The following is a 15,145-nucleotide window of genomic DNA, read 5'->3' on the forward strand; positions in this document are numbered from 1 at the left end:
CCTATCCAAATTCCGGTCCGGCAACGGCGAACGGCAGTTGCGCAGGCGGCGCGGTGGGACGGCCAAAGCGCATGCGTTGAAACGGCCGCTCGAGATTCCAGCTCGACTGAACGAGCCCGTGCAGAAACGCTTCCTGGGAATGGACGGCATCGATCAGCCAGGGGCCGGTCTCTAAGTCGACGATGGCGTCCACCAGCGCCAGCGCCTGATCGGTTCGATCGGCCAGCAGCGGCCCGATCTGCCGCGCAGCGCGCCCGTCACGGACGAGGGTCATGGCCCGGCCATCCGACACGATGCGCGAGCCCGGTCGCGTAGAAAATTCCGACAGCAATGTGCTGCGGTCGAAGCCCATGGCGCTACTGTCGCGCGTCGCCAGGGCGTCGAGGCTACCGGTCGATAGCGGGCGTGTCGTCGTGGCGCCTTGCGGCCGTTCCAGCCGCAGCCGCCGCAATTGCAGCGTCGGCGTGAAGCCGAGAGGACCGTAGACAGTGGCGCCGGCCGGCGTCGCGTCCAGCCAGGCGGTTAGGCCGCGCCGGGCCGCGGCACCGAGGCAGGCGTCGACCAGCTTCGTCGCAATGCCCCGGCGGCGAAAGTCTGCGGTCACCAGCACCATGCTGATCCAGGCATTGCCCGCCGAGTAGGGCAGCAGCGCCGCTGACGCCACCAGCCTTGCGCCGTCGCGCACGCCGAACACGACACCCTTGCTCAGGAAAAAGCGCCAGTCAGCCTCGTTCTGGTTCCAGCCCGCTTCGGTCGACAGCACCAGCCCGGCCGGCGCATCGTCGACGTCGAGCTCCACAATGTCGATCGGCTCAATAGCGGCCATCGCGCACCTCGTATTTGGTGGGTTTGCCGAGGCTCGGCATCGATCGCGATACCCAGTCGGCGGTCCAACTGATGAGCTGCTCGGTATCGACGATCGGCAGGCCGAACTGCTTTACCGCCTGCGACGTGTCGGTGAGCCACGCGGTCGGCTCTTCCTTGCCCCTGATGGCGGGCGCGCGACCAAAACGCTGTCCGAATTTTGCGGCGAGATCGCGCACGGCCAAAATCTCGTGGCCACTGACATTGATCGGTGAGGTCGGCGTGTCGCAATGCGCCAGACATCGCAGCGCCTGCGAAGATGCATCGCCCTGCCAGATGAAATTGACATGGCCGAGGCTGACGTCGATCGGCTTGCCCTGCAGCACCTTGCTGGCGATGTCGTGCAGCACGCCGTAGCGCATGTCGATCGCGTAATTGAGCCGGAACAGCCGTCCGGGCGTCGAATACTTCCGCGAGAAATATTCGAACATGCGCTCGCGCCCGACGCAGGATTGTGCGTATTCGCCGGGCGGATTGGGCGCCATATCCTCGGTGGAGCCCTTGCCGTTAACAGGCACGAACGGATAGACGCAGCCGGTCGAGAACGCGACGATGCGCGAGCCTGCAAACGCCTGCGCGACAAGGGCAGGGACATGCGAATTCATTGCCCAGGTCAGCGAGAGATCGCCCTCGGCGCCGAACTTGCGGCCGGCCATGAAGACGATGTTCGGAGCTTTCGGCAGCGCCTTGATCGCGGTTTCGTCGAGCAGGTCGCAATTGATGGTCTCGACGTCGCGGGCCGCCAGCCAGTCTTTCACGGCCGGATCGCTGAAGCGGGCGACGCCGATCACGCGACGCTCCGGCGCGGCCGCTTTCGCAAGACCGGCCAATGTCGGGCCCATCTTGCCGGCGACGCCCAGAATCATGATGTCGCCGTCGACCTTGCGGAGATCGTCGATCAGCGCCTGGCTCGGCCGGCACAGCAGGTCGTCGAGCGCTGATATATCGGCAATCGTCTGGGGCAGGTTGTCGCGTGTCAGCAGCATGTTTCATACCCGTCTTTTTATTGCAGCCGGATGTCCCGGACGACGAACATCCGTTCCAGGCCGAGCACGAGCCCATACAGCGCCACGCCCAGCAATGTCAGCAGTACCACCGCCATCACCATCGCCGGCGTATCGAGCGACGACTGCACCTGGATCATGAGGTAGCCGAGCCCGCGCTCGGAGGCGATGAACTCGCCGACGATGGCGCCGGCCACCGCCAGGATCGCGCCGACTTTCATCCCGGAAAATACGTAAGGTAGCGCGCCCGGCAGCTGGATTTTGCGGAACAGCGTCCAGCGCGAGCCGCGCAGCGATTTCACGAGGTCGAGGAGGTCCGGTTCCACCTCGCTCAACCCGCGGGCGGTGGTGAGCAGGATCGGAAAGAAGCAGATCGAGAACGCGATCAGGATGTTCGGGAAGATGCCATAGGAGAACCAGACGATGAACAGCGGGCCGAGCGCCACTTTCGGAATCATGTTCAGCGTCACGACAGCGGCAGCAGCAACAGGCTGACCAGCGGTGACCAGGTGAACATCACCGCCAGCATGATGCCGACCACCGCGCCCAGGCAGAATCCACCGAGAATTTCGGCCGCCGTCACCGCGAGATTGGAAAGCCAGGCATAGCCGGGCGTGCCCAGCGTCTTGATGGTTGCAAGCGGCGAGGGCAGGATGAATCTCGGTACCTGGAAGAAATCGACCAGCACCTGCCAGAGCACGATCACGGCCAGATGCACGATCAGGATGATCGCGAAAGACCGTGCCGATCCGCCATCACCGCTGAACACCGCATACTCCCCTGGCCCGCGCCCGGTTCCCCGTCGCGTGGCGGCAATCTATCGCGGCCTCTCCCGGTAATCAACCATATGGTTGATTAGGGGCGCAGCGAGTGCATCACCAGATCGACCACGTGTTTGCGGCGGGCCTGCCGGGCGGCCTTGCTCGACAAATCCTTGCCGAAAATCGCCGACAGGGTCGGCGTATTCGAAAAGTAGAAATAGCTGAGGCCGGCAATCGAGATATAGAGGTGAACGGGATTGATACCCCTGCGGAAGATGCCGGCCTTCACGCCCTGGGACAGGGTGGTCGAGACGAGGCTGACCAGCGGCGAATGCATCGCTTCCAGCTTGCGCGAGCCGCGGACATGGCGGGCGCCGCCGCGGTTTTCGTCGTTCAGCAGCACGATGAAATCGGGATGGGCGGCGAGGTAATCGAAGGAACTTTCGATCAGCTTCTTGATCGCCTGCTCGGGCGGCAATCCCTCGAGGTTCAGCTCGCGTTCCTGGGCGCGGATTTCCTCATAGACCCATTCCAGCACCGCCAGATACAGCGCATCCTTGTCTCCGAAATAGTGATAGACAAGCTGCTTGTTGACGCCCGCGCGCGCGGCGATCTCGTCGACGCGGGCGCCGGCGAGGCCGCTATCGGCGAATTCGCGCCGCGCCGCCGTCAGCAGTTTCCTGCGGGTCGCGGCCGGATCGCGCCGCTGCGGCTTTAGGTCGTTGGATCGTTTTTTGGGCATTTCCAACCAAATAGTTGACAAGTCGTCTGGTCCCTTGTTGCATTGGTAGCGTCACCGAACAGCGACGACAAGATCGGGTTGCAGAACGAGGAGGGTGCAATGAAGGCTTTGCGAATTGCGGGATTGGCGCTTGCGCTTGCCGTGCCGGCCGCTCCCGGTGCTGCGGCCGAGGCGGTCAACCTGATCCTGAACTGGACACCGACCGCGGACCACTCGCCGTTCTACTACGCCAAGTCGCAAGGCTGGTACGAGAAGGCGGGCATCGATCTTACGATCGAGGTCGGCAAGGGCTCCGGCGTCTCCTCGCTGAAAGTCGGCTCCGGCGGCTCGCCGTTCGGCATCGCCGATCTCGCGACGACGCTGGTGGCCAAGAGCAAGGGCGCCGACGTGGTGGCGCTGATGAGCATCTACGCCAACACCGGGCAGACCTTCTACTGGCTGAAGAGCTACGGCGTGAACGGGCCGAAGGACTTTCCGAACCACAAGATCGGCAATCCGCCCGGCGATGCCTCGCGGGTGATGTGGCCGGCCTTCGCCAAGGCCGCCGGCATCGCGCCCGACTCCGTGAATTTCGTCAATGTCGGCCCGACCGCCAAGATCGCGGCGCTGAAGAGCCACACCGTCGATATCATCAGCGACTTCTACAACGAGCACGATCTGAAGGTGATCGAGTTCGGCGCCGATCTCGGCTACGTCAACTGGAAGGACATCGGGCTCAATCCCTACGGCAACTCGCTGATCGTCAACGGCGCTTACCTTGCGAAGAACCCGAAGTTGGTCGAGGATTTCGTCAGGATCAGCCAGAAGGCCTATGCGGCCTGCGTCGCCGACGTCGCGCCGTGTCTCAAGGCGCTGCTCGATCATGCCTCCGGTCTCGACAAGGAAAACCAGCAGCGCCAGTGGGAGCGCATCAAGTTTTTGATGACCGACGAATTCACCGCCACCAAGGCGCTGGGCTGGATCGACGCCGAGCGCATGAAAAAGGACTACGAGCTGGTGCAGACCTATCTCGGCATGGAAAAGCCGTTCGACGTGAACACGGCGTTTTCGACGAAGATGCTGGATCAGTCGATCAAGATGGATGCCAGCAAGGTGAAGAAGTAGGGCCTTGAGGCGTCGTCATTCCGGGGCGTGCGTCAGCACGAACCCGGAATCTCGAGATTCCCCGATGCGCAATTGCGCATCTGAGGTCTGGTCCTTCGCACCATCCCGGAATGACGGGGTTCAATCTCGCTCCTCGCAATGATGTGGTGAGGTCCGCGCCTCATCTCTCACTGCAGCGCCATGCCCGACGTCGCGATCACCTTCGTCAGCTTCTCGTGGTCCGCCTTCATCAGTGCGGCGAGCTCATTCAGCGGCATCGGTTTGCCCGGGATGTTGGCGACCGCGAGCTGGCGCTGCACGTCCGGATTCTGCAGCGCCTTGTTGATGCCGTCGTTGATCTTCGCGACGATCGCATCGGGCGTTCCGGCCTGAACATAGATGCCATACCAGGGCACGTAGGTGGCCTCCGGAAATCCGGCTTCCGCAATCGTCGGTACATCGGGCAGGTCGGCGACGCGCCTGTCGGTCATGACGGCCAGCGGCTTCACGCTGCCGGCCTTGATGTGCGGCAGTGCCAATTCGAGCGAGACGATCTCGAAATGCATCAGGTTCGTCATCAGGTCGATCAAGGCCTGCGGCTGGCCCTTGTAGCCGACATTGGTGAGCCTGATGCCAGCGGCCTGGAACAGTTTTTGCGCGCTCAGGTCGATGGATGAGCCGGTGCCGGGATTGCCGAAGTTCAGTTCGCCCGGCTTCTTGCGTGCGATCTCGACGAATTCCTTGATGGTGCCGGCCGGCATCGAGGGATGCACCAGCGCCACGCTCTGGTTCCAGACCGCAAGCCCAACGCATTTGAGGTCCTTCAGCGCGTCCCAGCCGGCGTCCTTGTAGAGCGTCGGGTTGACCAGCGCCGCCGGGCCGGTGACCAGCCATGTGTATCCATCAGGCTCGCTGCGTGCCACCGAAGCCGTGCCGATATTGCTGTTGCCGCCGGGTCTTGCCTCGATCACCACCGTCTGCCTCCAGTCGCGGCCGACCTGTTCGGTTACGGCACGGGCGACGATGTCGACAATGCCGCCGGCGGGGTAGGGCACGACGATGCGGATCGGGCGGTTCGGATAATTGCCCTGTGCCTGCGCGGCACCGGCGAGCAGCATGATGGCGCCCAGCGCAAAGCCCAGCGCGGTTTTGATCCGGCTCATTCTTCCCTCCCCATTTTTGGCGCATCTTGCGAGCGATGCGCCTTGCCCCTCTGACGGGGGAATTCAGTCGCTCGTCACCAGCGAGCGGATGCTGCGCGCCAGCCCCAGCATGCGCGGCCCGCATTCGCGTTCGATCTGTTCGGCGTTGAAACGAAACGAGGGGATGCCGCAATTGACCGAGAGGCAATCGCCCGACGGCGTGCGGTACAGCGGCGCTGCGACGCCAAAAATCTCGCGCCGCCATTCGCCGAGCGAAATCGCAAAGCCGCGCTCCCTGCAAAGCTCGACATCCGGCAGCGTCCGCCGCTCGACATAGTCGGCTTCTTCCGGGCGCTCGGCCTTCACGGCAGCCACATACGCATCGAGCTCTTCTTTGGTGAAGAGCGACAGCAGCGCGCGACCGACCGCGGTCGGCGCCAGCGAGCTGGCAAAGCCGACGTCAGGCAGATGCGCCACCGCGTCGGTGGTGCGCAGCGTCTCGACATAGATGAAGTCGAGCCCGAACGGCATCGCGATCGAAACCGTGCCGCCGGTGTAGGCGGCGAACTCGCGCATCAGGGGACGCGCCAGTTGCCGCACCTTCAATGCCGACAGCACCGGATAGGCGGCGGCGAGAATGCCGAGCCCGAGCTGGAAGCGCCCCTTGGCGTCACGCTTGAGATAGCCGAGCTGCGCCAGCGTGTAGGTCAGCCGCGACACCGTCGGCCGGGACAGGCCGGTGTGCAGCGCGAGTTCAGCATTTGACAGCGAGCCGCCGCGGTTACGGAAGGCCGCCAGCACGTCCAGCCCATGCGCCAGCGTGGTCGCGAAGGAGGGATCGGCCTGGTCCTCCGGGGCGCCGGGCCGCGGCGGGGAGGACGACTGGATGCTGGAAGTCGTTGCCATAGGATGGAATATCGGACCAAATCCGGAAGATTGTCAATATATCGAAATGAATTTGCTAATTGTGTCGATATGCGCTTAGGTTCTACCAAAAGGGAGGCCGACCTGGATTTCGATCTGTCCGCTCGATCGGAAGCGTGGCTGGAGAAGCTGCAGTCCTTCTTCGATCACGAGGTGCTGCCGCGCCATCGCGCCTGGCTTGAACATGCCGCCAGAGGGGAGGCCGCGCCCTTCATGGGTGACTTGCAGCGAAAGGCGCGCGCGGCCGGCCTGTGGAATCTCGGTCTTCCCGAACTGGCGGACGACGAGCCCGGCACGCGGCTGTCCAACCTCGACTATGCGCCGCTTGCGGAGGTGATGGGCCGGCTGTTCTGGGCACCGGAGGTTTTCAACTGCCAGGCGCCCGACGTGCCCAACATGATCGCGCTGCAGAATTGCGCCACACCTGAGCAGAAGGCGCGCTGGCTGCGGCCGCTGCTGGAAGCGAAGACGCGTTCGGCCTTCGGCATGACCGAGCCGGACGTGGCCTCCTCGGATGCGACCAATATCGCGACCCGGATGGTCCGCGACGGTGACGACTACATCATCGACGGACGCAAATGGTTCATCACCGGCGCCGCGCATCCGCGCTGCAGTTTCCTGATCGTGCTGGGCGTGACCGATCCCGATGCCGGCCGCACGAGCCGCCATTCCTGCGTCATCGTGCCGATGGACGCGCCGGGCGTTCGGCTGGTGCGGCGGCTGCGCTGGATGGGATGCGAAGACCATGTCGCCCCGATCGGCGAACTGACGTTCGATCAGGTGCGTGTGCCGCGCGCGAACCTGCTCGGCGCCGAGGGCGAGGGTTTCAAGGTCGCGCAAATCCGCCTGGGGCCTGCGCGCATCCATCACTGCATGCGCTCGATCGGGCTGTGCGAGCTCTTGATCGAACTGATGATGGTGCGCTCGTCGGAGCGCGCGGCGTTCGGGCGCCCCGTGATCCAGTACGACACCGTGCAGCGCTGGATCGCCGAATCCCGCGTCGAGCTCGAACAGGCGCGCCTGCTCGCCTATCGCTGCGCGTGGCGGCTCGATCAGGCCGGCCATCAGGATGCCTGGCGCGACGTGTCGCTGATCAAGGTGGCGGTGCCCGCGATGCTGCAGCGGATCGCCGACCGCGCCATGCAGGTGTTCGGCGCCATGGGCGGCTCCGACGACACGCCGATCCATCAGGCGCTCGCCTGGGGACGCCTGCTGCGCATCGGCGACGGCCCCGATGAAGTCCACCTGCGGCAGATCTTCCGGATGGAGCCGATGCCGTCCTGGTCGGTCGCCAACTCGCCCTATCTGTCCGCACATCCGGCCTGAGCGATGGTAATGACAAAGACATCTCGCATTTTCTGAAAGGCGCGTCCGGATGACGATCACCGAGCAACCTCCGACCTCGCAAAAGGCTGCGATCGACAAGGAGCGGCTGCGCCAGAAATATCTGGACGAGCGCAACAAGCGGCTGCGCCCCGATGGCAACGATCAATATCTGCGCGTCGCCGGCCAGCTCGCGCATTATCTCGATGATCCCTATACGCCGGTCACCGCGCGCGAGCCGAAGACCGACCACGTCACCTTCGCCTTCATCGGCGGCGGTTTTGCCGGGCTCGCAACAGCAGCGCGACTGTCGGAGGCCGGCATCGGGGATATCCGCATCATCGAGAAGGGCGGCGACTTCGGCGGCACCTGGTACTGGAATCGCTATCCGGGCGCGCAGTGCGATACCGCCTCGATGGTCTACATGCCGTTGCTCGAAGAGACCGGGCACATGCCGTCGGAGAAATATGCGCATGCGCCGGAAATCCTCACGCACTGCCAGCGCATCGGCAAGCAATACGGCCTCTACGACAACGCGCTGTTTCACACCGAGGTCGTGAGCCTCGACTGGGACGAGGCAAAGTCGCGCTGGCGCATCCGCACCAGCCGCGGCGACGACTTCACCGCGCAGTTCGTCGGCATGGGCACGGGTCCGCTTCACGTGCCGAAGCTTCCCGGCATCGAAGGCATCTCTTCGTTCAAAGGCCATTCGTTCCACACCAGCCGCTGGGACTATGACTATACCGGCGGCAACCCATCTGGCGGGTTGATGGACAAGCTGGCGGACAAGCGCGTCGGCATCATCGGCACCGGCGCGACGTCCGTGCAGTGCGTGCCGCACCTCGCGCGCGCCTGCAAGGAACTCTACGTCTTCCAGCGCACGCCGTCCTCCGTCGACGTCAGAGCTAATGCGCCGATCGATTCGGAATGGTTCGCAGGCATCGCAACACCCGGCTGGCAGCAGCGCTGGCTGGAGAATTTTACGGCGAACCAGGCCGGCGGCTCCGCGGAAGAAGATCTGGTGCAGGATGGCTGGACCGATCTGTCGCGGCGGATCCGCGCCAAGGTCATGGATCTGCCGCGCGAGCAGCGAACACCGGCAAACATGCTGGCGGCGTTTGAGGATTCCGATTTCGAGAAGATGGAGGAAATCCGCGCCCGGGTCGACAGCATCGTCAACGACCGCGAGGCTGCCGCGAAACTCAAGGCCTGGTATCGCCAGCTCTGCAAGCGGCCGTGCTTCCACGATTCCTATCTGCAGGCCTTCAACACGCCGGGCACCTATCTCGTGGATACCGACGGCAAGGGCGTCGAGCGCATCACCGAGAACGGCATCGTGGTTGCGGGCAGGGAATACCAGCTCGACTGCATCATTTATGCCTCGGGATTTGAGGTCGGCACCGAATACAAGCGGCGCGCTGGCTTCGATCTGACCGGCCGCGGCGGCGTCAAGCTGTCGGAGCATTGGGCGTCCGGCATGCGCACCAAGCACGGCATCCACGTGCACGGCTTTCCGAACGCATTTTTCGTGCAGCCGACGCAAGGCGCCAATCTGATCTCCAACGTTCCGCACAATCTGACTGAAGCCGCCAGGACCATCGCGCTGATGGTCGGTCACGCCCGGACGAACGGCTTCAAGGAGATCGAAGTGACAAAAGAGGCCGAAGAGCGCTGGGTCGAGCTGCTGCTCACCGGCGCCGGCCGCATGATCGGCTCGCCGGACTGCACGCCGGGCTACTACAACAACGAAGGACGCGAGCCCGGCCCTGCGGCCAAGCTCAATGTCGGCCATCCCTCAGGCCCGATGGCTTACTTCAAATATATCGAGGGATGGCGCAACAGTGGCCAGTTCGAGGGGCTGCAGTTTCGCTGACGCTGTTTTGAATTTCGACCTGCTGTTTCTTCTGCGTAAGGGAGCACCAACAATGAGCCAACCAGCCACGATCGAAGCATCAAAGGAATCTCCGAAGGAAGCTTCCGCCTCCGTCATCGCGCAGCACGCGGTGACGCTGAAGGCGCTGCCGTTTTCCGATAAACGCGATTTCGACGATGCGGCGCGCGGCTTCCTCGGCTCCGTGGAGAACGCAAAAATCACCTCGCCGCAGGGCAGGGTGGTCTGGAGTCTGGAGCCCTATGGCTTCCTGTCCGCGGAACAAGCGCCACCGACCGTCGATCCCAGCCTGTGGCGGCAATCCCGCCTCAACATGCATCACGGCCTATTCGAGGTGGTGCCCGGCGTCTATCAGGTGCGCGGGCTCGATATCGCCAACATGACGCTGATCGAGGGAGACAGCGGCGTGATCGTGGTGGACACGCTGACCTCGATCGAGGGCGCGCGGGCGGCGATGGAGCTCTACTTCCAGCATCGTGGCAAACGGCCGGTCGCTGCCGTCATCTTCACCCATACCCACACCGACCATTGGGGCGGCGCACGGGGCGTGCTCGACGATGCAACGCTTGCTGCGGGCAAGGTGCCGATCATCGCACCCAATCTGTTCATGGAGCATGCGGTCTCCGAAAACATCATCGCCGGCCCCGCAATGCTGCGTCGGGCGCAATATCAGTTCGGGCCGTTCCTCGCCAAGGGTGTGCGCGGGCAGGTCGATTGCGGGCTCGGCAAGACCATGGCGGCGGGCGCAGTCGCGCTGGTGCGTCCGACCGATCTGATTATCGCGACTGGCGACAGGCGCGTCATCGACGGCGTCGAGTTCGAATTCCAGATGGCGCCGAACAGCGAAGCGCCGGCGGAGATGCATTTCTTCATCCCGCGCTACAAGCTGCTCAACCTGGCGGAAAACTGCACCCATAATTTCCACAATCTGCTGCCGTTCCGCGGCGCCGATGTGCGCGACGCGCTGGCCTGGTCGAAATATCTCGGCGAAGCCTTGCAGATGTGGGGCGGCAAGGCGGATGCGATGTGCGGCCAGCACCATTGGCCGGTCTGGGGCCAGGAGCGGATCGACACCATGATCCGGCAGCAGCGCGATCTCTATAAATTCGCGCATGACCAGACCATCCGCCTGATGAACCACGGGCTCACCGCCGCCGAGATCGCGGAGAACATCCGCCTGCCGGCGAGTCTCGAGGGAGCCTGGCACGGCCGCGGCTATTACGGCCACATCAGGCATAACGTGAAGGCGATCTACCAAAAGTATCTCGGCTGGTACGACGCCAATCCGGTCAACCTCGATCCATTGCCGCCGGTCGAGTCAGGCAAGAAATATGTCGAGTATATGGGCGGCGCGGACGCGATCCTGGCCCGGGCGCGAGCCGATTTTGCCAAGGGCGAATTCCGCTTCGTCGCACAGGCCGTGAGTCATCTGGTGTTCTCTGAGCCGAACAACCAGGCGGCGCGCGCAATGCTGGCTGATACCTTCGAGCAACTCGGCTACGCATCGGAAAGTTCGACCTGGCGCAACGCCTACCTGTTCGGCGCGCAGGAACTGCGGCAGGGTATGCCGAAGACCCCACCGCGTTCATCGATGCCGCGGGAAACTCTGGCTGCGCTGCGCACCGAACAGCTTTGGGACGTGCTCGGCGTTCGCCTCAACGGTCCCAAGGCCGAAGGCCAGCGCATCGTGCTGAACTGGAATTTTACCGATACCGGCGAGACGTTCATTCTCAATCTGGAAAATTGCGCGTTGACCTATGCGGCCGGCGCGCAAGCGGCCGATGCCGATGCCAGCTTCACGCTGGCGCGCGGCGTGCTCGACGAGGTGATCGCCAAGCTGACGACGTTCCCCGAAGCGGTCAGCGCCGGTAAGGTCAAAGTCGCCGGCAATCCGGCGCGTCTCGGCGAATTGATGCTGCTGATGGACGAATTCCCGCGCATGTTCGAGATCGTCGAACCGAAGCGGACCATAGTGAGCTAAAGAGGTCGTCATGCCCGGGCTTGTCCCGGGCATCCACGTCTAATGGTGCAGCGGCAAGAAAATCGTGGATGGCCGGGACAAGCCCGGCCATGACGCAAACACTTGGGACGCCGCGAGATATGTAGGGTGGGCAAAGGCGCATACGCGCCGTGCCCACCATCTGTCCGGATCATTGCTTGATGGTGGGCACGCTGCGCTTTGCCCACCCTACGGCGGTCTTGCGACGACCAGGGAGCGTTACGCTTTTACTCCGCGCTGCTGACGAGCTTGATCCGCGGCTCCGCTTCTTCCATCAGGCCGCGATAGGCGGCGAGATAATCCAGCGCCATGCGACGCGCGGTGAAGCGGCTTTCGAACTGTTTGCGGATCGCAGCCCGGTCCAGCGCAGCGAGACGGTCGACCACCGCCACGGCGCTGGTTTCGTCTTCCACGACAAAGCCGGTGAGGCCGGGGTCGATAATCTCCGGCACCGAGCCGCGGTTATAGGCAAGGACCGGCGTGCCGCAGGCCATGGCTTCGATCATCACGAGGCCGAACGGCTCCGGCCAGTCGATCGGGACCAGGAGGCCTATCGCGCCGCTGAGGAAATCGGGTTTCTCGCGGTCGCTGATCTCGCCGATGAATTCCACCAGCGGATTGGCCTTGATCAGCGGGGAGATCAACTCGTCGTAATATTCCTGGTCGGCGCGGTCGACCTTTGCCGCGATCTTGAGCGGAATACCGCACCGCGTCGCGATCCGGATAGCGCGATCGACGCCCTTTTCCGGCGCAATCCGTCCGAGCACCGCAAGATAAGATGGCTTCACCTGCTGCGGCGTCAGCAAATCCTCCGGCAGCCCATGGTGAATGGTGCGCACCCAGTTGGCTTGCGGCACCGGTCGCCGCTGTGCGTTGGAGATCGATATCACCGGAATCTTGGAGAAGGTCGTGAATACCGGCTGATGCTCCGGCAGGTCGAGCCGGCCATGCAGCGTCGTCAGAAACGGCGTCGGCTGCCGGTAGAACAGCGAGAATGGATAGTAATCGAGATGAAAGTGCAGAAAATCGAACTCTTCATCGTCGCATTTCTGCCGCACGCGCTCCAGCATCACCATATGCAGGGCGTTGGGGTCGCGTACCGAGCCGTCGAGACGCAAGGCCTTCGGCCAGGCGGCATCGAGTTTCGCCGATGTGTGGGAATCACCGCTGGCGAACAACGTGACTTCATGCCCTAACGCGACCAGTTCTTCAGTCAGCCAGTGCACAACCCGCTCGGTGCCACCGTACAGTTTGGGGGGAACAGCCTCCGTCAGCGGGGCGACCTGCGCGATGCGCATCTTTCGTCTCCTGTTTCGAGTGATAGTTGAATGAAGCCCTCAGCCCGCAAGTCGGCACCGAGCGTGCCGATAGCGGGAACGTTCTTGCATCTGCGAAGTTCCACTCATTCGGCGCATCTTGGTTCTTCCACACGACTGTCTTGCTGATGCCATCTGACACCAACAGATTTGAGGCGACTTGGATGCTGCAGAATTGTTGCGCGGTGATGGCCGTGCGCCGGCAAAACCGAAGCAGCATAGTTCACGACCTCGTGCGCGACACGCGTTAGGGATTCCCGTTCACTCTCAACAGGTTTGCAGACGACATGGACAATCTTTCAGGATATGCGCGCCGGCCGTTTCCGTTTGTGTTGCGCTATCTCCGCCAGCGCCGCGCGGCCCATGCCGTCATCTTGACTGCTGTCGTGGGGGCGGTTGCCTGCTCCGTGGGCACGCAGTACGGCGTGAAGCATCTCGTCGACAGCCTGACGGCCGGGTCGGAACGTGCAGCAAGCGTATGGCTGGCATTCGCTTTTCTCATGTCGCTGATCGCTGCGGACAATCTGTTGTGGCGCGTCGCAAGCTGGACGGCGAGCTTCACCTTCGTTGGCGTTACCGGCGATCTTCGCCGCGACATGTTCCGCCATCTGACCGGCCACGCCCCCAGCTACTTCTCCGATCGGCTGCCGGGCATGCTGACCAGCCGCATCACCGCGACCTCAAACGCGGTTTTCACGGTCGAGAACATGTTCGTCTGGAACGTATTACCGCCGTGCATCGCGACGGTCTCGGCGATTCTCCTGATCGGAACCGTCAGCCTTGCGATGTCCGCAGGCCTGATCGTCATCGCCACCATCATGCTGCTGGCGATGTTCCGCCTCGCCGCGGCGGGCAAGCCGCTGCATGACGATTTTGCCGACAAGGCCGCTGCGGTCGACGGCGAGATGGTCGATGTCATCAGCAATCTGCCGCTGGTCCGCGCGTTCTGCGGCCTCAGCTACGAACACGACCGCTTCGATGCCACCGTCGAGCGGGAACTCGACGCCCGTGGGCGCAGCCTGCGCTATCTCGAGAAGCTGCGGCTGCTTCACGCCGTCGTGACAATCGTGCTGACGATCGCACTGCTGGCATGGGCCATTGCGCTCTGGCAGCAGGGCGCGGCGACCACCGGCGACGTCGTTCTGGTCTGTACGCTCGGCCTTTCGATCCTGAGCGCGACGCGCGACCTTGCGGTGGCGCTGGTCGACGTGACCCAGCATGTTGCCCGCCTGACGGAAGCGATCGCCACGCTGTTGCTGCCGCACGAGTTGAAGGATCATCCTGAGGCCGAGCCGCTGATCCGCAGCGGCGCTGCCGTCGGATTCAATAATGTCGCATTCCATTATCCGGGCGGTGTTCAGGTGTTCGAAAAGTTCAACCTGCGCATTCAGCCAGGACAGCGGGTCGGTCTGGTTGGTCATTCCGGCGGCGGAAAATCCAGCCTGTTCACGCTGCTGCAGCGCTTCTACGACGTCCAGCATGGCAGCATCACGATCGATGGCCAGGATATTGCGCGAGTGACGCAGCAAAGTCTGCGCGAGGCGATCTCGGTGGTGCCGCAGGACATATCGCTGTTCCACCGTTCGATCATGGAGAACATCCGCTACGGACGGCCGAACGCGACCGATGACGAGGTGCTGCGCGCGGCGATCGCGGCGCGTTGCGATTTCATCGAAAACCTCCCGGAAGGGATGGCGACCATCGTCGGCGATCGTGGTATCAAGGTCTCCGGCGGACAGCGGCAACGCATCGCCATCGCGCGCGCCTTCCTGAAGGACTCGCCGATCCTGCTGCTGGACGAAGCGACGGCTGCTCTCGACAGCGTATCGGAGGAGGCGATCCGCGACGCACTGTCACGACTGATGCGCGGACGCACCGTGATTGCCATCGCCCATCGTCTCGCCACCTTGCGCAATTTCGACCGCGTGGTGGTGCTGCAGAACGGGCGGATCATTGAAGACGGCCCGCCGGATATTCTGGTGCAGGGCAGGGGCCCTTACCGCGAACTGGTGGCGCGCGAAATGGGGCGTCTCGCCAGCCATGCGGCCTGATCTGCGGCAGTAGCGTTTGCGTCCCGATGCGTCCCTCGCCACGCA

11 protein-coding genes and 1 pseudogene are annotated in these 15,145 nt (G+C 63.4%); 5 read left to right on the forward strand and 7 right to left on the reverse strand.

The features are described 5' to 3' along the window. Position 1: 1 nt before the first annotated feature. From LMTR21_RS10020 to LMTR21_RS10035, 4 genes and pseudogenes are all read right to left on the reverse strand, one after another. Positions 2–826 carry a GNAT family N-acetyltransferase gene (locus LMTR21_RS10020; protein WP_065756643.1) on the reverse strand — a complete coding sequence of 275 codons (825 nt, stop codon included), beginning with the start codon at positions 824–826 and terminating at the stop codon, positions 2–4. Beyond that, positions 813–1,850, reverse strand: coding sequence for an NAD-dependent epimerase/dehydratase family protein (locus LMTR21_RS10025; RefSeq protein WP_065756642.1), 1,038 nt, complete (start codon positions 1,848–1,850; stop codon positions 813–815). The genes LMTR21_RS10020 and LMTR21_RS10025 overlap by 14 nt, the downstream gene beginning before the upstream one ends. Before the next feature lie 17 nt (positions 1,851–1,867). Next, positions 1,868–2,637: pseudogene (locus LMTR21_RS10030) on the reverse strand (ABC transporter permease). An 86-nt stretch (positions 2,638–2,723) separates the two neighbouring features. After that, the gene (locus LMTR21_RS10035) at positions 2,724–3,371 is read right to left on the reverse strand and encodes a TetR/AcrR family transcriptional regulator (protein WP_065756641.1); all 648 of its coding nucleotides are present in this window, start codon (positions 3,369–3,371) and stop codon (positions 2,724–2,726) included. A gap of 99 nt (positions 3,372–3,470) precedes the next feature. Between LMTR21_RS10035 and LMTR21_RS10040 the strand changes: the two genes are divergently transcribed. Further along, on the forward strand, positions 3,471–4,475 hold the full coding sequence (locus LMTR21_RS10040; RefSeq protein WP_065756640.1) for an ABC transporter substrate-binding protein: 1,005 nt from the start codon (positions 3,471–3,473) through the stop codon (positions 4,473–4,475). Positions 4,476–4,642: 167 nt separating this feature from the next. On the opposite strand, the gene LMTR21_RS10045 is transcribed toward LMTR21_RS10040, so the two are convergent. Continuing rightward, positions 4,643–5,617 carry a Bug family tripartite tricarboxylate transporter substrate binding protein gene (locus LMTR21_RS10045; RefSeq protein WP_065756639.1) on the reverse strand — a complete coding sequence of 325 codons (975 nt, stop codon included), beginning with the start codon at positions 5,615–5,617 and terminating at the stop codon, positions 4,643–4,645. Positions 5,618–5,680: 63 nt separating this feature from the next. Continuing rightward, positions 5,681–6,502 (reverse strand): IclR family transcriptional regulator, encoded by an 822-nt coding sequence (locus LMTR21_RS10050; protein WP_065756638.1) that lies wholly within the window; start codon positions 6,500–6,502, stop codon positions 5,681–5,683. A gap of 69 nt (positions 6,503–6,571) precedes the next feature. Between LMTR21_RS10050 and LMTR21_RS10055 the strand changes: the two genes are divergently transcribed. The 3 genes from LMTR21_RS10055 to LMTR21_RS10065 are packed head-to-tail and all read left to right on the forward strand — an operon-like array spanning position 6,572 to position 11,715. Next, positions 6,572–7,846, forward strand: coding sequence for an acyl-CoA dehydrogenase family protein (locus tag LMTR21_RS10055; RefSeq protein WP_141688657.1), 1,275 nt, complete (start codon positions 6,572–6,574; stop codon positions 7,844–7,846). 49 nt (positions 7,847–7,895) lie between these two features. Then, a complete protein-coding gene (locus LMTR21_RS10060; protein WP_084031015.1) occupies positions 7,896–9,716 on the forward strand; it encodes a flavin-containing monooxygenase in 1,821 nt (606 codons plus the stop codon). Between the two features lie 52 nt (positions 9,717–9,768). After that, positions 9,769–11,715 (forward strand): alkyl/aryl-sulfatase, encoded by a 1,947-nt coding sequence (locus tag LMTR21_RS10065; protein WP_065756637.1) that lies wholly within the window; start codon positions 9,769–9,771, stop codon positions 11,713–11,715. Positions 11,716–11,960: 245 nt separating this feature from the next. Here LMTR21_RS10065 and LMTR21_RS10070 read toward each other — a convergent pair whose 3' ends face one another. Then, positions 11,961–13,031: a glycosyltransferase family 4 protein gene (locus LMTR21_RS10070; protein ID WP_065756636.1), complete on the reverse strand. Its 1,071-nt coding sequence runs from the start codon at positions 13,029–13,031 to the stop codon at positions 11,961–11,963. A 305-nt stretch (positions 13,032–13,336) separates the two neighbouring features. Between LMTR21_RS10070 and LMTR21_RS10075 the strand changes: the two genes are divergently transcribed. Continuing rightward, positions 13,337–15,100, forward strand: coding sequence for an ABC transporter ATP-binding protein (locus LMTR21_RS10075; RefSeq protein ID WP_065756635.1), 1,764 nt, complete (start codon positions 13,337–13,339; stop codon positions 15,098–15,100). The last annotated feature ends 45 nt before the right edge of the window (positions 15,101–15,145 follow it).

Origin of the sequence: Bradyrhizobium paxllaeri, assembly GCF_001693515.2 — a bacterium.
Taxonomy (GTDB): Bacteria; Pseudomonadota; Alphaproteobacteria; order Rhizobiales; family Xanthobacteraceae; genus Bradyrhizobium; species Bradyrhizobium paxllaeri.